The sequence below is a fragment of the Duganella violaceipulchra genome (assembly GCF_019166075.1).
Lineage (GTDB): Bacteria > Pseudomonadota > Gammaproteobacteria > Burkholderiales > Burkholderiaceae_D > Rugamonas > Rugamonas violaceipulchra.
Genome location: NZ_JAHTGR010000001.1, coordinates 600,142 through 619,329, shown reverse-complemented (window position 1 = coordinate 619,329; position 19,188 = coordinate 600,142). Strand labels below are relative to the sequence as shown.

Annotated in this window: 15 protein-coding genes and 1 pseudogene; 12 read left to right on the top strand and 4 right to left on the bottom strand. The window is 63.3% G+C overall.

Annotated features, from left to right (window positions below):
• Positions 1–6 precede the first annotated feature (6 nt).
• The 10 genes from KVP70_RS02655 (at position 7) to KVP70_RS02610 (ending at position 13,137) form a co-directional block, all read left to right on the top strand.
• The gene (locus KVP70_RS02655; RefSeq protein ID WP_217940434.1) at positions 7–1,554 is read left to right on the top strand and encodes an alpha-N-arabinofuranosidase; all 1,548 of its coding nucleotides are present in this window, start codon (positions 7–9) and stop codon (positions 1,552–1,554) included.
• A 4-nt stretch (positions 1,555–1,558) separates the two neighbouring features.
• A complete protein-coding gene (locus KVP70_RS02650) occupies positions 1,559–3,121 on the top strand; it encodes a glycoside hydrolase family 43 protein (RefSeq protein WP_217940433.1) in 1,563 nt (520 codons plus the stop codon).
• Position 3,122: 1 nt separating this feature from the next.
• Positions 3,123–4,133, top strand: a complete 1,011-nt coding sequence (locus KVP70_RS02645; protein ID WP_217940432.1) for an arabinan endo-1,5-alpha-L-arabinosidase — start codon at positions 3,123–3,125, stop codon at positions 4,131–4,133.
• A complete protein-coding gene (locus KVP70_RS02640; RefSeq protein ID WP_217940528.1) occupies positions 4,130–6,493 on the top strand; it encodes a glycoside hydrolase family 127 protein in 2,364 nt (787 codons plus the stop codon). The genes KVP70_RS02645 and KVP70_RS02640 overlap by 4 nt, the downstream gene beginning before the upstream one ends.
• Positions 6,494–6,600: 107 nt before the next feature.
• The gene (locus KVP70_RS02635) at positions 6,601–7,563 is read left to right on the top strand and encodes an ABC transporter substrate-binding protein (RefSeq protein WP_217940431.1); all 963 of its coding nucleotides are present in this window, start codon (positions 6,601–6,603) and stop codon (positions 7,561–7,563) included.
• 4 nt (positions 7,564–7,567) lie between these two features.
• A complete protein-coding gene (locus KVP70_RS02630) occupies positions 7,568–9,100 on the top strand; it encodes a sugar ABC transporter ATP-binding protein (protein WP_217940430.1) in 1,533 nt (510 codons plus the stop codon).
• A gap of 49 nt (positions 9,101–9,149) precedes the next feature.
• Positions 9,150–10,181, top strand: coding sequence for an ABC transporter permease (locus KVP70_RS02625; protein WP_217940527.1), 1,032 nt, complete (start codon positions 9,150–9,152; stop codon positions 10,179–10,181).
• Entirely contained in the window at positions 10,178–11,167 is a 990-nt protein-coding gene (yjfF, locus tag KVP70_RS02620; RefSeq protein ID WP_229224534.1) for a galactofuranose ABC transporter, permease protein YjfF, read from the top strand. Before KVP70_RS02625 ends, yjfF begins: the two co-directional genes overlap by 4 nt.
• A gap of 12 nt (positions 11,168–11,179) precedes the next feature.
• On the top strand, positions 11,180–12,142 hold the full coding sequence (locus KVP70_RS02615) for a glycoside hydrolase family 43 protein (RefSeq protein ID WP_217940429.1): 963 nt from the start codon (positions 11,180–11,182) through the stop codon (positions 12,140–12,142).
• A 56-nt stretch (positions 12,143–12,198) separates the two neighbouring features.
• Complete coding sequence (locus KVP70_RS02610) at positions 12,199–13,137, top strand: LysR family transcriptional regulator (protein WP_217940428.1); 939 nt, start codon at positions 12,199–12,201, stop codon at positions 13,135–13,137.
• On the opposite strand, the gene KVP70_RS02605 is transcribed toward KVP70_RS02610, so the two are convergent.
• The 3 genes from KVP70_RS02605 to KVP70_RS02595 form a co-directional block, all read right to left on the bottom strand.
• Positions 13,134–13,463 carry a four-helix bundle copper-binding protein gene (locus tag KVP70_RS02605; RefSeq protein WP_229224533.1) on the bottom strand — a complete coding sequence of 110 codons (330 nt, stop codon included), beginning with the start codon at positions 13,461–13,463 and terminating at the stop codon, positions 13,134–13,136. The genes KVP70_RS02610 and KVP70_RS02605 overlap by 4 nt on opposite strands.
• A gap of 77 nt (positions 13,464–13,540) precedes the next feature.
• Complete coding sequence (locus KVP70_RS02600; protein WP_217940427.1) at positions 13,541–13,960, bottom strand: DNA-binding transcriptional response regulator; 420 nt, start codon at positions 13,958–13,960, stop codon at positions 13,541–13,543.
• The gene (locus KVP70_RS02595; RefSeq protein ID WP_217940426.1) at positions 13,953–14,456 is read right to left on the bottom strand and encodes a GAF domain-containing protein; all 504 of its coding nucleotides are present in this window, start codon (positions 14,454–14,456) and stop codon (positions 13,953–13,955) included. The genes KVP70_RS02600 and KVP70_RS02595 overlap by 8 nt, the downstream gene beginning before the upstream one ends.
• Positions 14,457–14,576: 120 nt before the next feature.
• Between KVP70_RS02595 and KVP70_RS02590 the strand changes: the two genes are divergently transcribed.
• Positions 14,577–15,515, top strand: coding sequence for a bifunctional helix-turn-helix transcriptional regulator/GNAT family N-acetyltransferase (locus KVP70_RS02590; RefSeq protein WP_217940425.1), 939 nt, complete (start codon positions 14,577–14,579; stop codon positions 15,513–15,515).
• Between the two features lie 80 nt (positions 15,516–15,595).
• Positions 15,596–18,010, top strand: coding sequence for a penicillin acylase family protein (locus KVP70_RS02585; RefSeq protein WP_217940424.1), 2,415 nt, complete (start codon positions 15,596–15,598; stop codon positions 18,008–18,010).
• On the opposite strand, the pseudogene KVP70_RS35190 reads toward KVP70_RS02585, so the two are convergent.
• Positions 17,946–19,166, bottom strand: a pseudogene (locus KVP70_RS35190) (acyltransferase family protein). The gene KVP70_RS02585 and the pseudogene KVP70_RS35190 overlap by 65 nt on opposite strands.
• Positions 19,167–19,188: the final 22 nt, after the last annotated feature.

Sequence of the window (19,188 nt, the reverse complement as noted above, 5' to 3'; positions counted from 1 at the left end):
ATCAGAATGAATTACATTAAACATGGCGTACTTTCCCTTTGCCTGCTGGCTTCCGGCGGCGCCTTCGCAGCCGACACCGTCGGCCTGACCATCGACGCCGGCAAGCCGGGCGCCGTCATCAACAAGGATATCTACGGCCAGTTCGCCGAGCATCTGGGCACCGGCATCTACGAAGGCATGTGGGTCGGCCCTAAATCGAAGATCCCCAACACCAAGGGTTGGCGCAACGACGTCGTCGGCGCTTTGAAGGCGATGCATGTGCCGCTGGTGCGCTGGCCGGGCGGCTGTTTCGCCGATGAATACCACTGGAAGGACGGCCTGGGCCCGCGCGAGAAGCGCCCGGTCAAGGTCAACACCAACTGGGGCGGCGTGGCGGAATCCAACGCCGTCGGCACACACGAGTTCTTCGACCTGGTCGACCTGCTGGGCGCCGATGCTTACGTCAACGGCAATCTCGGCACCGGCAGCGCGCAGGAGATGTCGGAATGGGTCGAGTACATGACCTCCGACAGCCAATCCACGCTGGCCAACCTGCGCCGCAAGAACGGTCATGAGAAGCCGTTCAAGGTCGCCTATTTCGCGATCGGTAACGAGGCATGGGGCTGCGGCGGCAATATGACGCCGGAACACTACGCGGACCTGTACAAAAATGTCGAAACCTTCCTGCGCGCGCCGCAGCAGTATCGTCCAAAGATGATCGCCAGCGGCGGCAACGACAACGATCTGACCTGGTCCGAAGTACTGAGCAAGCAGCTGAAGCGCCAGACCGACGGCATCAGCTTCCACTACTACACCATCCCCACCGGAAAATGGGAAGTGAAGGGCGCCGCCACCGGCTTCCCGGAGAAGGAGTGGATGTCCACGCTGTCCAACACGCTGCGCATGGATGATCACATCCGCAAGAACTCCGCGGCGATGGACAAGAACGATCCGGAGAAAAAACTGGGCCTGTTCGTCGACGAGTGGGGTACCTGGTACGACGTGGAGAAGGGTACCAACGCCGGCTTCCTGTTTCAGCAGAACACCCTGCGCGATGCGGTTGTTGCAGCGCTTAACTTCAACATCTTCCATGCCCATGCAGACCGCGTGCGCATGACCAATATCGCGCAGATGGTCAACGTTCTGCAATCGATGATCATCACCGACAAGGACAAAATGGTGCTGACGCCAACCTATCATGCCTTCGAGATGTATGTGCCGTTCCAGGGTGCGACTTCACTGCCGCTGACCTTGTCGAACAATCCTCAATATGCGTTGGATGGTGCCAGCGTGCCGGAGATCAGCGCATCGGCGGCTCGCGGCACCGATGGCAAGCTGTATCTGGCGCTGGTCAACACCAATCCGGGCCAGGCTGCGGACGTGGCGATCAACGTGCCGGGCCAGGTGATCAAGTCGGTCAAGGGCCGTGTGCTGACCGCCGCCGCGATGGATGCGCATAACACCTTCCAGGCGCCGCAGGCGATCAAGCCGGCGCCGTACAGCGCTGCCGCAATCGACGGCAAGCTGGCGGTGAAGATTCCGGCCAAGGCCGTTGTCGTTGTCGCGGTGGAGTGAGAACATGAGTGAACACGATATTTCGATCTCGCGCCGCAAGGCTATCGCCGGTGGCGTAGCGCTGCTGCTGGCTGGTTGTGGCGGTGGAGGGGGAAGCAGCAATCCGGTTACGCCGGTGCCGACGCCAACACCTGCGCCGACTCCAGCGCCGACACCTGTACCGACTCCGACCCCAACGCCGTCTCCGACCACCATCACGTTTGGCGATGCATCGGTACACGATCCCGCAGTGATCAAGGTAGACGGCACGTATTACGTATTCGGCTCGCACCTGGCCGCCGCCAAATCAACGGACCTGATGAACTGGACCAAGATCGCGGACGGCGTCAACGCCGCCAATCCGCTGTTCAACAACGTCGTCACCGCGTTGGCGGACACCTTCACCTGGGCGCAGGTGACGGACCTGTGGGCGCCGGACGTGGTCAAACTCGGCGACGGTAAATTCTACTTCTACTACAACGCCTGCAAGGGCGACTCGCCCCGTTCGGCGCTGGGCGTGGCCGTGGCGGACAAGATCGAAGGCCCCTATGTCAACAAGCAGATCATGCTCAAATCCGGCATGTGGGGCCAGATCAGCGAGGACGGCGTCAACGTCTACGATGCGCTGACGATGCCGAACGTGGTCGACCCGAACACCTTCTTCGACAAGGACGGCAAGCTGTGGATGATCTACGGCTCCTACTCGGGCGGCATCTTCATCCTGGCGATGGACCCTGCCACCGGTTTGCAGAAACCAGGCCAGGGCTACGGCAAGCATCTGATGGGTGGGAACCACAGCCGCATCGAAGGCGCGTATGTGATGTACAGCCCGCAGTCGAAGTTCTACTACCTGTTCACATCCTTCGGTGGACTGGATGCCAATGGCGCCTACAACATGCGCGTGGCGCGTTCGCTGAACCCGGACGGCCCCTACGTGGACGCCAAGGGCAACGACATGGCCAACGTCAAGGCCAATCCGTCGCTGCCCCTGTTCGACGACGCCAGCATCGCGCCGTTCGGCCAGAAAATCATGGGCAACCACCAATTCGCGCTGGCGGACGGCGAAACCGGCACGCCGCTGGGCTACGTATCGCCGGGCCATAATTCGGCCTACTACGAGGCGTCGACCGGCCAGTACTTCCTGGTGTTCCACACCCGCTTTCCTGGCACCGGCGAGCTCCATCAGATCCGCGTGCACGAAATGTTCATCAACGAAGACGGTTGGATCGTCGTGTCGCCGTTCCGCTATGCGCCGCTCAGCAAGAACTCGACGGCGCTGTCGGCCGAGGTGACCGTTGCCGATGCTGCCGGCGCCTACAAGATGATCAATCACGGCAAGGACATCACCGCGGCGATCAAGCCTTCGCAGAACATCAAGCTGGCGGCCGACGGCACGGTTTCCGGCGCCGCCACCGGCACTTGGAAGCATAATGGCGCCAACAAGATCACGATCACGCTGGGCGCCACCGGAACCTTCAATGGCGTGTTGTCGCGCCAATGGAATACCAACGCTAGCGCCTTCGTGGTGACGTGGACCGCGCAGTCGGTGGATGGCGTGTCGATCTGGGGCGCGCGCACAGGGAGTTAGGATGAAGTCAGCGATATTTGCATTGGGCCTGTTGGCGCTGTCGGTTTGCTCAGCCAAGGAAGTCAGCGTCCACGACCCGGTGATGGCGAAGGAAGGCGATACCTGGTACGTGTTCAGCACAGGTCCGGGCATCACCTTCTACAGCTCCAGGAACATGAAGGACTGGACACCGGAGGGCCGCGTCTTCAGGGACCAGCCGGTGTGGGCCAAGCGCGCCGCACCGACCTTCGACGGCCATATCTGGGCGCCGGATGTGCACTTCCATAACGGACAATACTATTTGTACTATTCCGTTTCGGGCTTCGGCAAGAACACTTCGGGCATCGGCGTCACGGTCAACAAGACGCTCAATCCCCGTTCGCCGGACTATCGCTGGGAAGACAAGGGCATGGTGCTGCAATCCGTGCCGCTGCGCGACGACTGGAACGCCATCGACCCGAACATCGTTGAAGATGGCAAGGATGGGGCGTGGATGGCGTTCGGCTCCTTCTGGAGTGGACTGAAGCTGGTCAAGCTGAATGCGGATTGGACCGGACTCGCGGAGCCGCAGGAGTGGCATGCGATCGCCAGCCGTTCGCGCGGTCCTTCGGTGGCGGGACAGTCGGCAGGGCCGGACGAGATCGAGGCGCCATTTGTCTTCAAGAAGGGCGACTACTACTATCTGTTCGCGTCGTTTGGGCTTTGCTGCCGCAAGGGCGACAGCACCTACTACGTCGTGGTTGGCCGATCCAGGAATGTCACCGGCCCTTACGTGGACAGGAACGGCGTCGACATGTTGAAGGGCGGCGGCTCCACCGTCATCGCCGGCGACAAGGACTGGAAGGGCTTGGGCCACAACAGCGCCTACACCATCGATGGCAAGGACTTCCTGGTGCTGCACGCCTACGAGACGGCGGACAACTACCTGCAAAAGTTGAAGATCATGGAAATGAAGTGGGACGCCAGCGGCTGGCCGGTGGTGGATGCGGCGGACCTGAACCGATACCGCAGCAACCAGCTGCCATCGCCATGATGGTGGTGGCGCTGCGCGGCGCGGCGGCGCTGGTCGTTGCTGCGATGCTGTGTGCATCGGCAGCGGCGACTCCGCTACAGCTATTCCCATTGGCCGACGTGCGGCTTGGCGACAGTCCCTTCCTGGAAGCCCAGCGGACGGACCTCCATTATCTGCTGGAGATGGAGCCCGACCGTCTGCTGGCGCCATTCCTGCGCGAAGCCGGCCTGCCGCTGAAGCAGCCCAGCTACGGCAACTGGGAGTCGTCCGGTCTGGACGGCCACCTTGGCGGTCACTATCTGTCTGCGCTGGCGCTGATGTACGCATCCACCGGCGACGAGGAAGTCCTGCGCCGCCTGAACTACTTCGTGGCGGAGCTCAAGCGCTGCCAGGAACGCAACGGCAACGGCTACATTGGCGGCATCCCCGACGGCGGCGCGGCGTGGCAGGCCATCGCCAAGGGCGAACTCCATGCTGACAATTTTTCCGTCAACGGCAAGTGGGTCCCGTGGTACAACCTGCACAAGGTGTATGCGGGTCTGCGCGATGCGTACACCTACGCCGGCAACGCGGACGCCCGCGCCATGCTGATCGCCATGTCCGACTGGGCGCTGGAATTGACCTCGCACCTGAGCGAGGAGCAGATGCAGTCCATGCTGCGCAGTGAGCACGGCGGCATGAATGAAGTGCTGGCCGACGTCGCGCAGATGACGGGGCAGAAAAAATACATGGATCTGGCGATCCGCTTTTCCCATCAGGCCATCCTGCGGCCTCTGGAAGAGGGCAAGGACCAGCTCACCGGCCTGCACGCGAATACGCAGATCCCCAAGGTGATAGGCTTCAAGCGCATCGGCGACATCACCGGTCGCCGCGACTGGCAGCAGGCCGCCCAATTTTTCTGGCAGACCGTGCACGATCACCGCACCGTGGCCATTGGTGGCAACAGCGTCAAGGAGCACTTCCACGACGACAAGGACTACTCGTCGATGGTCGATGAAGTCGAAGGCCCTGAGACCTGCAACACCTACAATATGCTCAAGCTTACCGAGCTGCTGTTCCTTGGCGACGCCAAGGGCAGCTACAGTGACTACTACGAGCGCGCGCTGTACAACCACATCCTGTCCTCGCAGCGGCCGGACAGCGGTGGCTTTGTGTACTTCACGCCGATGCGTCCCAATCACTATCGCGTCTATTCGCAGGTGGACAAGGCCATGTGGTGCTGCGTGGGTTCCGGCATCGAAAGCCATGCCAAGTACGGCGAATTCATCTACGCGCATCGCGGCGACCAGCTGTACGTGAACCTCTTCATCCCGTCGACGCTGAACTGGCGCGAGCAAGGCGTGACCATCACGCAGGCCAACCGCTTCCCGGATGAAGACCGTAGCACCATCACGGTCAAGGGCAACAATGCGTTCACGATGAAGATCCGCTATCCCGAATGGGTGGCGCAGGGTGCCTTGCGCGTCACGGTCAATGGCAAGCCGGTGGCGGCCGACGCGGGTTCGGACCGCTACGTCAGCCTCCACCGCGCTTGGCGCGACGGCGACAAGGTCGAGATCCTCCTGCCCATGAAAACCCATCTGGAGCAGATGCCGGACAAGTCCAACTACTATGCGGTGCTGCACGGTCCCATCGTGCTGGCGGCGAAGACCAATCCCTTCGCCGGCGAAAAACTGGACTTCTTCGCCGACGACTCGCGCATGGGACATGTGGCGCAAGGGCAGGTCTGTCCGCTCGAATCCGCACCCATGCTGGTCAGCGACACCAAGGCCTTCATGGACCGTTTCAAGCCGGTGTCCGGCAAGCCGCTGACGTTCACGGCGCCAGGTCTGGTGCAGGGCAAGAACGTCGGCAGCGTGACTTTCATCCCGTTCTTCCGCCTGCACGATTCGCGCTACGTGGTGTATTGGCCATATTCGACGCCGGCCAACCTGGCGTCCATGCAGTCCAAGGCCGCGCAAGACGAGGCGGCCCGCCTGGCGTTGAACGCCCAGACCATCGACCAGGTGGCGCCAGGCGAGCAGCAGCCGGAATCCGATCATTTCTTCAAGGGCGAGGGCGCCGACGCCGGCATCAACAAAGGCCTGCATTGGCGGCACGCGAGCGGCTGGTTTAGCTACGACCTGACGGACAAGAAGAGCGAAGCGAAGGCACTCAGGCTGACTTATTCGATGCTGGATGCAGGCCGCCGCTTCGATATCTTCATCAACGACCAGCTGCTGGCAGAGGTGATTTTGGACGCCACCGCGCCGCAGGAGATCTACACCAGGGACTACGCCATCCCGCCCGCAATGGCGGCTGGCGGCAAACTGGTGGTCAAGTTCGTCGCCCGCAAAGGCTCGATGGCGGGTGGTTTGTACGGTTTGCGATTGCTGCGCTAATATCAAAATAGGTATCAAACTGGCGGAAAATGTCATTGGATAGATATTCTCGTTTCTCATAATATGTGATCCAGAAAATACATAAAAATCCATCTGGAGACTTCGCTATGACGTGCAATCGCAGAACCGTGCTGGCCGCCGCATTCCTCGCCGCCTTTACCTTCAACACCCCGGTCTTCGCGGCCAAGCCGCTGGTGATCGGGTTCTCTCAGGTCGGCGCCGAGAGCGAATGGCGCACCGCGAACACCGTGTCGGTCAAGGACGCGGCCAAGAAGGACGGCATTACCCTCAAATTCGCCGACGCCCAGCAAAAGCAGGAAAACCAGGTCAAGGCGATCCGCTCCTTCATCGCCCAGCGCGTGGACCTGATCGCGTTTTCGCCGGTGGTGGAATCGGGCTGGGACACTGTGCTGCGCGAGGCCAAGGCCGCCAAGATCCCTGTCATCCTGACTGACCGCGCCGTCAACGTCAGCGATCCTTCGCTGTATGCCACCTTCATCGGTTCGGATTTTGTGGAAGAAGGCCGCCGCGCCGGCCGCTGGCTGCTGGAGCGCGCGAAGAAGACGCCCGATACCGTTATCAATATCGTTGAGCTGCAAGGCACCGTCGGTTCGGCCCCTGCGCTGGACCGCAAGAAGGGCTTCGAGGAAGTCATCGCCGGCAATCCGAAGCTGAAGGTGCTCCGCTCGCAGACCGGCGACTTCACCCGCGCCAAGGGCAAGGAGGTGATGGAAGCTTTCCTCAAGGCCGAGGGCAAGAAGATCAATGTGCTGTATGCGCATAACGACGACATGGCGATCGGCGCGATCCAGGCCATTGAGGAAGCGGGCCTGAAACCGGGCAAGGACATCGTCGTCATTTCCATTGACGGCGTCAAAGGTGCCTTCGAGGCGATGATCGCCGGGAAGCTGAACGTGACCGTGGAATGCAGCCCGCTGCTGGGGCCTCAATTGATGCAGCTGGCGCGCGATGTCGTCGCTGGAAAGCCGGTGCCGAAGCGCGTTGTTACTCAAGAAGGTGTGTTCCCGGCCGAAGTCGCGGCCAAGGAATTCCCGAACCGTAAATACTGATCCAATGACTATCCTAACTTCCGCGCCCGCTCCGGTGCTGGAGCTGCGCGGCATCAGCAAGGCATTCCCCGGAGTGCAGGCGTTGAGCGGCGTGGCATTGAACCTGTATCCGGGCGAGGTGCATACGCTGATGGGCCAGAACGGCGCCGGCAAATCGACCTTGATCAAAGTGCTGACCGGCGTGTATGCGCCGGACCAGGGCCAGATCCTGCTGGAGGGGCGGGCGATACAGCCTGCATCCACGCTGGAGGCGCAGAACCTGGGCATCAGCACCGTTTATCAGGAAGTGAATCTGTGTCCGAATCTCTCGGTCGCGGAGAATATCTTCATCGGCCGTTATCCGCGCAAGCGCGGCGGCATCGACTGGGCCGACATGCAGCGGCAGGCGGTGGAGCTGCTGGAACGGATGCAGATCCGGATCGACGTATCGCAGCCGCTGGCGCGCTATCCGCTGGCGATCCAGCAGATGGTGGCGATTTCGCGCGCCTTGCTGGTATCGGCCAAGGTACTGATACTCGATGAGCCGACGTCCAGTCTCGATGAGAAGGAAGTGGACTTGTTGTTCAGCGTATTGCGCGGCCTGCGCGAGCAGGGCATGGCGATACTGTTTGTGACGCACTTCCTCGATCAAACCTATGCGATTTCGGATCGCATCACCGTCATGCGCAATGGCGAGCGGGAAGGCGAGTACGCCTGCAGCGAGTTGTCGCGGTTTGATCTGGTGAACAAGATGGTCGGCGCGCCGGCTACGGTTGGCGAGAGTACTGCCGCACCCGCCACCGCTGCTGCGCCGTCAAAGCTGGCAACCTTTCTGCGTGCGACCGGCTTGGGCCGCAAGGGCGCATTGTCGCCGATGGATATCGAGCTGCGGCAGGGCGAGTTGCTAGGCCTGGCCGGACTGCTGGGCTCCGGCCGCACCGAGGCTGCGCGCTTGCTGTTCGGCGCGGACAAGGCGGATAGCGGCAGCATCGTCATCGATGGCAAGGAGTGCAGCTTCGCCTCGCCGCGTGACGCCATCGCCGCCGGCATCGGCTTCTGCTCGGAGGACCGCAAGCATGAAGGTGCAGTGCTCGAACTGTCCGTGCGCGAGAACCTGATCCTGGCCCTGCAAGCCCGCACCGGCATCCTGCGCGCGATTCCCCTCAAGCGTCAGCAGCAGCTGGCGGAGGAATACGTCAGGGCGCTGGGCATCAAGACAGCCAGCATCGAAACGCCTATCGGCACGCTCTCCGGCGGCAACCAGCAGAAAGTGCTGTTGGCGCGCTGGCTGGCCACCGAGCCGAAGATGCTGATCCTGGACGAACCGACGCGCGGCATCGACGTGCGCGCCAAGCAGGAGATCATGGATTATGTGACCGCCTTGTGCCGCAAGGGCATGGCGATCCTGTTCATTTCGTCCGAGCTGCCGGAAGTGCTGCGCGTGAGCGACCGTATCGTCGTCATGCGCGACCGTAAAGCCGGCGGCGAGTACCCACGCGGCGCATTGGACGAGAGCTCGGTGCTGCAGGTAATCGCCGCAGGAGACGTCCATGAATAGCCCGCTGCTCACCCTGACATCCGGCCCCACCTCACCATCGACTGCATCCATGTTTGTGCGCCATCCCTTATTCCGCCCACTGGCAGCGCTGGTGTTGCTGCTGCTGGTGGACCTGTTGCTGGTTCCCGGCTTCTTCCACCTGGAGATCAAAGACGGCCACCTGTACGGCAGCTTGATCGACATCGCCAACCGCGCCGCGCCGCTGGTGCTGGCCGCTCTCGGCATGACGCTGGTGATCGCCACGCGCGGCATCGACATCTCGGTCGGCGCGGTGGTCGCGATCAGCGGCACCGTCGCCGCCATGCTCATCGGCGGCACGATGGTGATGCAGGATGGCGTGCCCGAATACGTCGCCAACACGCCGATGGTCTGGGCCTTGTGCGCAGCCATGGGCGCGGCGCTGCTGTGCGGCGCGTGGAACGGCCTGCTGGTGGCCGGCTTGGGACTGCAACCCATTGTCGCCACGCTGATCCTGATGGTGGCGGGGCGCGGCCTGGCGCAGCTGTTCACGGACGGCCAGATCGTCACCGTCTACTACAAACCGTTCTTCTTCCTCGGCAGCGGCTACCTGTTTGGCTTGCCGTTCTCGCTCTACATCGTCGCGGCGGTATTCCTGGTCACCGCGCTGTTGATGCGCAAGACGGCGCTGGGCCTGTTCATCCAGGCGGTCGGCATCAATCCGGTCGCAGCGCGGCTGGCGGGCTTGAAAACTGCGGTGCTGATCCTCTTCGTCTACGTGTTCTGCAGCGCCTGCGCCGGCCTCGCCGGCCTGATGATCAGCGCGAACATCAAGAGCGCGGACGCCAACAACGCCGGCTTGCTGCTGGAACTGGACGCCATCTTGGCCGTCACGCTGGGCGGCACCTCGCTGGCCGGCGGCAAATTCAGCCTGGCGGGCAGCGTGATCGGCGCGCTGATCATCCAGACGCTGACCTACACCATCTACTCAATCGGCCTGCCGCCGGAAATCAACATGGTCGTCAAGTCGGTGGTGGTGTTCCTGGTATGCCTGTCGCAGTCGGCGGAATTCAAGAACATGTGGCGCGCCTTCCGCGCCCGGATTAAAGGTGGGGCAGCATGAGCACCATGATACTTCGCGGGCGCGCCTGGATGGCGTCGCCGTATTTCACGTCGCTGGTCACGGTGATGCTGCTGATCGTCCTGTTGGCGGCGGGCGGCGTGGCCTATCCCGGCTTCCTTTCCATGCAAGTGCTGTTCAATCTCCTGATCGACAACGCCTTCCTGCTGGTGATCGCGGTGGGAATGAGCTTCGTCATTCTCTCCGGCGGCATCGACCTGTCGGTGGGCTCGGTGCTGGCGCTGACGACGATGATCTCCGCCTGGCTGCTGCAAAGCTGGCACCTGCCGCCCTTGCTGGTGATCGTGATCGCGCTGACGCTGGGCGCCGGCTTCGGCGCGGCGATGGGCGCCATGATCCACTACTTCAAGCTGCAGCCGTTCATCGTCACGCTGGCCGGCATGTTCCTGGCGCGCGGCCTGTGCTACCTGATCAGCATTAACTCGATCACCATCGACGATCCGCTGTACGTCGCCATGTCGCAGACGCAGTTGCCGATACTGGGCGGTTTCATCTCGCCCGGTGCGTTGATCGCGGTGCTGACCCTGGCCGCAGCGATCTACGTCGCGCACTGCACGCCGTTTGGCCGCGCCATCTACGCGGTCGGCGGCAACGAGCAGTCGGCGCTGATGATGGGCCTGAGGGTGGGGCGCACCAAGGTGCTGATCTACGCCTTCAGCGGCTTTTGCGCCGCGCTGGCCGGCGTGCTGTTCTCGTTCTACATGTTGTCCGGCTACGGCCTGCACGCGCAGGGTACGGAGCTGGATGCCATCGCGGCGGTGGTCATTGGCGGCACCTTGCTAAGCGGCGGATATGGCTACGTGGCCGGCTCGCTGTCCGGCGTGCTGGTGCTGGGCACGATACAAACGCTGATCGCGTTTGACGGCACCCTCAGCTCATGGTGGACCAAGATCGTGATCGGCGGCCTGCTGTTCGTATTCTGCCTGGTGCAGCGCTTGATGGCGCTGGGCGCAAAACATAAAAAATAACCGGAGAGACCGTTGAAAGTCAAGCTGACCAAATTCGTAGCCCTTGCCATGGCTGGCCTGGCGCTGAGCGCCGCGCAGGCGGCCAACCCGCTGTTCCCCAAGCTGTTCACGGCCGATCCTTCGGCATATGTGGAAAACGGCACCGTCTACCTCTACGTCGGCCATGACGAAGCCACGCCGAAGAGCAAGGACTACGTGATGAACGAATGGCGCGTCTACACCAGCTGCGACATGAAGAACTGGACCGACCGCGGTTCGCCGGTGCAGGCGTCCACCTTCAAGTGGGCCAAGGGACATGCCTGGGCCGCCGATATCACCAAGCGCGATGGCAAGTACTACTTCTATTCGACCGTCGACCACGCGACCATCCCCGGCCACGCCATCGGCGTCGCCGTTTCCGACAGCCCGACCGGCCCATTCGTCGACGCACGCGGTTCGGCGCTGGTCACGAACGATATGACACTGCAAACCCCGATCGCCTGGGACGACATCGACCCTGCCATCTTCCAGGACGACGACGGCCAGGCCTATCTCTACTGGGGCAACACGGTGCTGAAGTACGCCAAGCTGAAACCGAACATGATCGAATTCGACGGCCCGATTCAAACCGTCGGCATGGACATGTTCACCGAAGCGTCCTACCTGCACAAGCATAACGGCACATACTATTTATCCTATTCCCGCAACTTCCCGGAAGAGACGGCGTATATGACCGGCCCGAGCGCCACCGGCCCCTGGCAGTATCGCGGCGTGATCATGTCGAAGAACGCCAAGGTCAAGACCATCCACCAGGCCATCGTCGACTTCAACGGCAAGTCCTACATCTTCTATCACAACGCCAAGCTACCGGGCGGCGCCGAGTACCGCCGTTCGGTCGCGGTCGAGGAGTTCCAGTACAACGCCGACGGCACCATCCCGTTCGTCAAGCAGACCAGGGAAGGCCCTGCCGCCAATCCTTCCGCCGCATGCAAGTGATACCGCAACAGTCGGTATGCCATCAACATCAATACCGATTGTGATATCATTTTTCCATGGAAACTAACCCGAACTGGTTCTTGCGCGCGCGCCTCAAAACGCGCCAGCTGCTGCTGCTGATCGCGCTCGACGAACAACGCAATATCCACCGTGCCTCCGAAGAGCTGCACATGACGCAGCCGGCCGCCTCCAAGCAGCTGAAGGACCTGGAGGAGATGCTGGGCGTGCAGCTGTTTGACCGTCTGCCGCGCGGCATGGAGCCGACCATCTACGGCGAAACGATGATACGCCACGCCCGCATGGCGCTGACCAGCCTCTCGCTGGCGCACGAGGACATCGTCGCCATCAAGGCCGGCCTGTCCGGGCAGGTGGATATCGGCACCATCATGACGCCGGGGATCGCGCTGCTGCCGCAGGCGATCACGCGCACCAAGCTGCAGGCGCCCAAGCTGCGCATCGGCGTCGAGATGGAGCAGTCCAACATCCTGCTGGAGCAGTTGCAGCGCGGGCGGCTGGACTTCATGATCGGCCGCATTCCCGAGCGCCAAAGCGCGGAGGGCCTGAGCTACGAGGAACTGGGCGACGAGCCGGCGTGCGCGGTGGTGCGTCCCGGCCATCCGCTGCTGGAGGCGCGCAACCTGTCGCTGCGCGATATCGCCAGCCAGCCGTGGATCTTGCCGCCGCAGGGCAGCATCCTGCGGGCGCGCTGCGAATTGATGTTCCGCCGCGCCGGCCTGGAAGTGCCGGTCAACGTGGTCGACACCACCGCCGTGCTGCTGATTAAACCGCTGTTGCAGCAGACGGACGCGCTCAACGTCATGCCGATCGCCGTCGCCAAATACTACGAGTCGCAGAATGTGCTCAGCATCCTGCCGATCGAACTGCCGTGCCGCATGGACGCCTACGGCATCATCACGGTGAATGGCCACATCCTGTCGCCGGGCGCCGGCCTGCTGTTGAAGGCGGTGCGTGAGGTGGCCCAGGAAATGTACTAGCCCGCCATCGCGCGGCAGGAGTGTTCGCACGCTTCACAGGCGCGCGTGCAGTCTTCCATGTCATCCAGGCCGCGGCAGCTCAGCGCGCAAGCATGGCAGATTTCCGCGCAGAGCGCGCACAGGCGGCGGCTGAAGGGCGATCCGCCCAGCTGAAAATTGGCCGATAGCTCGCAGATGCTGGAGCAGTCCATCATCAGCCGGAAGTGATCCGGCTCGACGTGGCGCCCGCCCATTTGCAGGCATTGCGTCAGCGCGGTTTGCAGGCAGGCTTGATGACAATTGTTGCAGGCGTCTATGCAGTCCTGCATATCGTTTACGGTTTGCATGGCATGTCCTTTCAGTTGCGGTGAACTGAAATCATGCTACGTCGGAGGGAGCTGCCATTCTGTGCGTTGCCGCGCTTTCAGCCAGGTTTGTGGTTCGCGTCGAACTCCGCGAAGGTGTCCAGCAGTACCTTGGCGCGGAACGGCGTGAGGATCACGCGGCTCACGTTGCGCTCGCGCAGGTCGTTCAGCAGTTCGGCGGTGGCGTGTTGGGCCATCACAGCGATGGGGATGCCGCTGTCGCTGGCATACAGGCCTTTGCGCACCCGGTCCAGCAAGGCCAGGTTGTAGGTGCAGTTTGGCAGCGAGCCGCAGTCGATCGAGATCACCGCGCCGTGGAAGCTGTGCTCCCGCAGCAGCCGTTCCGCCGCCTCCATGCTGGCCGCTTCATGGATGGTTCCCAAGCCCAGTGAGCGTGCCGTCAGCGCGACGGTCCGGCGCAACAGCGCTTGCTCCTCCACCAGCAGCATGTTCAGGTTCCTGGTCGTGTTCTCAGGCATGCGGCGCCTCCTGGCGTTGGCTGAGTTCTTCCAGCAGCAGGTCGCGCAGCGTCGCCAGGATCGCCAGTTCGGTCGCGTCCAGCGTGCGCGGCTTGTGGTCGATCATGCACAGGGTGCCGATGGTGAAGCCGGACGGCATGGTCAGCGGCGCTCCGACGTAGAAGACCGCATGAGGCTCGCCGGTGACGATGGGATTGTCGGCAAAGCGCGCATCGGCGCGGGCGTCGGGGATGACGAAGATATCGGGTTGCAGGATCGCGTGGCCGCAAAAGGAGGTGTCGCGCGCGCCTTCGCACGCATCCATGCCCACACGGGCCTTGAACCATTGGCGGTTCTCGTCGCTCAGCGATATCAGCGCGATCGGCATGTCGAATTCCTCGGCGGCGAACTGCACCACCTTGTCGAAGCGCTCTTCCGGCGGCGTGTCCAATATCAGCAGTTCGCGCAGCGCCGCCAGGCGCTCGGCGTCGTTGTCGGGGATCGGAGCGGTTTGCATGGGCGTCGGCTCGGAGTCGGGTTGTTGTGACTCTAGCACCGCCGGGCCGGTCATGGGATTTATTGTTGACTGAGTCAACAATCTGTTGCAAAATCGGCTGATGTTCCAGTCGGAGGTCGTATGCCTGTTCCTGTTTTTGATGACCGCGTTGCGGCGGTCCGTTCCTTCAACCGCTTCTTCACGCGCCAGATCGGCGTGCTGCGCGAAGGCCTGCTGCACAGCGAATACACGCTGACCGAGACCCGCGTGCTGTACGAACTGGCCCAGCATGGCGACCAGCCGGCCGCGGTGCTGGGCCGCGATCTTGGCCTGGATCGCGGATACCTGAGCCGCATCCTGGCCAAGTTCGAGAGCGCGGGAATGGTCTCCAAGGTGCCGTCGGCCACCGACGGCCGTTCCAAGCTGCTGCACCTGACGGCGCAGGGCCGCGCCGTCTACGATCCGCTGGAGCGCCGTTCGCGCGACGAAATCGGCGATCTGCTGGGCCGCCTGGGCGAGGCAGACCAGCTGCGCATGCTCGATGCGATGCGCACCATCGAGCAGCTGCTGGACGCTGGCAGCGGCCTGAAATACGCCCAGCCCTTCGTGCTGCGCACCTTCCGCGCCGGCGACATGGAATGGATCACCCGCCGCCACGGCGCGCTGTACACGGCGGAGCAGGGCTGGGACGACAGCTTTGAAACGCTGGTCGGCGAGATCTGTGCCGACTTCGCGCAAAACTTCGATCCGGCGCGGGAGCAGTGCTGGATCGCCGAGATGGGCGGCCAGCCGGTCGGCTCGATCGCGCTGGCGCGCAGTGGCGAGCCGGGTGTGGGCAAGCTGCGCTTGCTGCTGGTGGAAGAGCAGGCGCGCGGCTACGGCCTCGGTTCGCGGCTGGTGGACGAATGCCATCGCTATGCGCGCGCCGCCGGCTACCGCAAGATGCGCCTGTGGACCACGGACCAGCAGAAGGAAGCTCGCCAGATCTACCGCAGCAAAGGCTATGTGCTGGTGGCCGAGGAGCCGGTGCACGCCTTCGGCCAGGACATGGTCAACGAAACCTGGGAGCTGGCGCTGTGACATCAACCATCTGATTGCCTGCGTGGCCGGTTCTCTGGCACTATCCTCAACATGGTACTTTAATCAATCATGGGGATGCTATGCAAAAGAACAGGCTGGCGGTATGGTCCAAGCGTGTCGTAATCGGATTGGTGGTGTTGATCGTGCTGGCTATCGCGGCGGCCTGGATGTATTTGCGCGGCAGCCTGGCCCAGTTGGAAGGCACGGTGCAGGCGGCGGGGCTGGAGTCCGGCGCCAGCGTGGCGCGCGATGAACACGGCGTGCCGGTCATCAGCGGCGGCAGCCGGCTGGACGTGGCCTACGCCACCGGTTTCGTCCACGCGCAGGAGCGCTACTTCCAGATGGATTTGCTGCGCCGCGTGTCGTCCGGCGAATTGTCCGAACTCTTTGGCGCGCGCGCACTGCCGCTGGATAAATCCCATCGCCTGCACCGCTTCCGCGCCCGCGCCGAGCTGGCCCTGGCTGCCATGCCGCCGGCCGACCGCGCGCTGCTGGACCGCTATGTGGCGGGCGTCAACGCCGGCCTGGAAAAGCTGAGCGCCAAGCCATTCGAGTACTCGCTGATCGGCATGGCGCCGCGCGCCTGGGCGCCGGCCGATTCGCTGCTGGTGATCTGGGCCATGTACTTCGACCTGCAAGGCAGCCAGGAACCGCGCGAACTGGCGCGTGGCTGGTTCCGCGACCATGCGACGGACGAACAGCGCGCCTTCCTGGCGCCGGAATCGACGCAGTGGGATGCGCCGCTTGACGCGCAATCGATCACCGCGCCGGATATCGTGATTCCCGCCGCGCCGCCCGCATGGTGGGGCAAGCCCAAGGCCGACGGCGGCGCGGCGCACACCGATCCCAAGGTGGCGGCGGCGGAATTCCTCAACACCGTGGGCAGCAACAACTGGGCCGTGGCCGGCGCCCGCAGCGACACCGGCGGCGCCATCGTGTCGGACGATATGCACCTCGGTATCCAGCTGCCGGCGATCTGGTATCGCGCGGCCTTGCAGTTCCCCGACGGGAAGGGTGGCCAGCGCCGCGTGGTCGGCGTGACGCTACCCGGCGCGCCGGTGGTGGTGGTCGGCAGTAACGGCCACGTGGCCTGGGGCTTCACCAACAGCTACGGCGACTATCTCGACCTGATCAAGCTCGACACCGACCCGGCCAAGCCCGGACAGGTGCGCACCCAGGCCGGCTGGGAGACCCCGGTGCTGCATGAGGAAACGATATTAATCAAAGGCGAACCGGCCGCCAAACTGGCCGTTCGCGAAACCAGCCTCGGTCCGATCCGCGAGGCCATGGGCCACAGCTACGCCATCCACTGGGTTGCGCACACGGCGGCCGCCGTCAACGTCAATGCGAAGAACCTGGAGTTCGCCGATACGCTGGAACAGGCGCTGGCGATCGCGCCGACGATGGGCATTCCGGCGCAGAACTTTGTCGGCGGCGACGACAAGGGCAACATCGGCTGGACCATCGCCGGTGCGCTGCCGCGCCGCGCGCCGGCCGGCGTGGCCGGCACCTATCCGCTGTCGGCGGACGACCAGGCCGGCGTCTGGACCGGCTGGCTCAAACCTGAGGAATATCCGAAGGTCGTCAACCCGGCCGCTGGCCAGCTGGCCACCGCCAACAGCCGCCAGCTGGCCAATGCCGGCGCGGAGCTGCTGGGCGACGGCGGCTTCGATCTCGGCGCGCGCACCCACCAGGTACGCGACGACCTGACCGCGCTGGGCCCCAAGACCGACGTGAAAAAAGTTTACGCCATCACGCTGGACGACCGCGCCATCTTCATGACACCGTGGCGTGAACGCGCCATCGCGGCGCTGGATGGCAAGGCCGTCGAAGGCAACGCGCCACGCGCCGAAGCACTGAAGATGTTGAAGGACAGCTGGACCGGCAAGGCCAGCGTGGATTCGGTGGGCTACCGCATCACGCGCGCCTACATGTACGCGCTGTACGACATCCTGTTCGAAAGCGCCAACGAGGAAATGGCGAAGATCGATCCCAAGTCCACCATGGCGGCGGTGACCTCGCGTTGGCCGGTGGTGGTGGCCCGTGTGCTGGACCAGCAGCCGGCCGGCTGGTTGCCGCCGCAGTACGCCAGCTGGCAGGCCTTGCAGCTGGCCGCGCTGGACCGCGTGATCGCCGACCTGACCAAGGACGGCAAGCCGCTGGCCAAGGCCACCTGGGGGGAGCGCAATACGGCGGCCAGCGCGCATCCGTTTGCCGCGGTGGTGCCGGTGCTGGGCAAATACCTGAAAGTGGCGCCGGACATGCTGTCGGGCGACCAGCATATGCCGCGCGTGGCGGGGCCGTCGTTCGGCCAGTCGGAGCGGCTGACGGTGTCGCCGGGCCACGAGGAGCAGGGCATCTTCAACATGCCGGGTGGCCAGAGCGGCCATCCATTGTCGCCGTACTTCCTGGATGGCCGTGGCGATTGGCTCAGCGGGCGGGACTCACCGCTGCTGCCTGGTCCCGCGACGCATACGCTGACGTTTGTGAAGTAGCGCGGCCAAGGCCGAACAGTGGGCGCAGCACGGCGATGCGGCGCACCGTCTCGAACACGCCGAAGCTGATGGTGAAGGTCAGCACGACCAGCACCACGCCTTCGATGCCGGGCGCCAGCTTCACCGGCTTGAGCCAGTGCGCCATGCTGACGATCAGCGTCTGATGCACGATGTAGACCGGGAACACGGCTTCGGTCAGGTAGCGGCGCTTGGCGCTGTCGAAGGCCAGGTGGCGATGGCCGAAGCCGCAGATCGCCATGATCGGCGCCCACTGGCCGACGCAGACGATCATGCGCAGCAGCGGCTTCAGTTGCGCGATGACAGGCAGGTTGGCCACCGGCTCCGGCATCGCATTCAGCACCACCACCACCACCCAGCTGAATAGCCACAGGCCCAGGCTGGTCCAGCGCAGTCTGTCCACATTGGTCCAGAAGCCCTTTTGCAGCGCCAGCATCACGCCCATCACGAACAGGAAGAAGTAGTGGGCGTGGTTGTACCAGTCGTTGACCAGGGCGTGGGTTTCAGGGAAGGACTCGACCAGCGCATAGCGGGCGACGAACAACACCAGCACCGGCAGCGTGATGATCTTCCAGCCGGTCAGCTGGCGGCCCAGCGCGGCGGACCACGAGTGCAGACGTTCGGCGCCGGCCAGTGCGGCCACGCCACCGATCACCATCGTATAGGCCCACAGGTAGATCACGAACCACAGATGGTTTCAGGTCGGCAGGTCGAGGCAGCCGCCGTCCTTGCAGAAGCCGTGGTAGCCGCTGACGTACAGGCGCATGAAGTCGGCGTAGCTGCCGGCGTAGTTGAACTTTTCGATCACCTCGAAATAGGGCTGCGGCGGCACGATCACCAGCATGCCGAACACCAGCGGCACCAGCAGGCGCCAGCTGCGCTGCTTGAGCAGGGCGCCGACGCGGATCTTTTGCAGCATGAAGGCGGTGGCGACGCCGGAGATCATGAACAGCAAGCCAAGCCGCCACGGCGAGGACAACATCACCAGCGGCTCGATGGTGTCGCTGGCGTACGGGCTTTTGACGTGCCAGCCCCAGCTCACGTAGTACATGCCGGTGTGGTAGAAGATCAGGACGAAGAACGCGAAGATGCGTATCCAGTCGAGGAAGTACAGGCGATTGTTCTCGTGAGGGTTCATGGGGCTCGCTCCTGGTTGAATG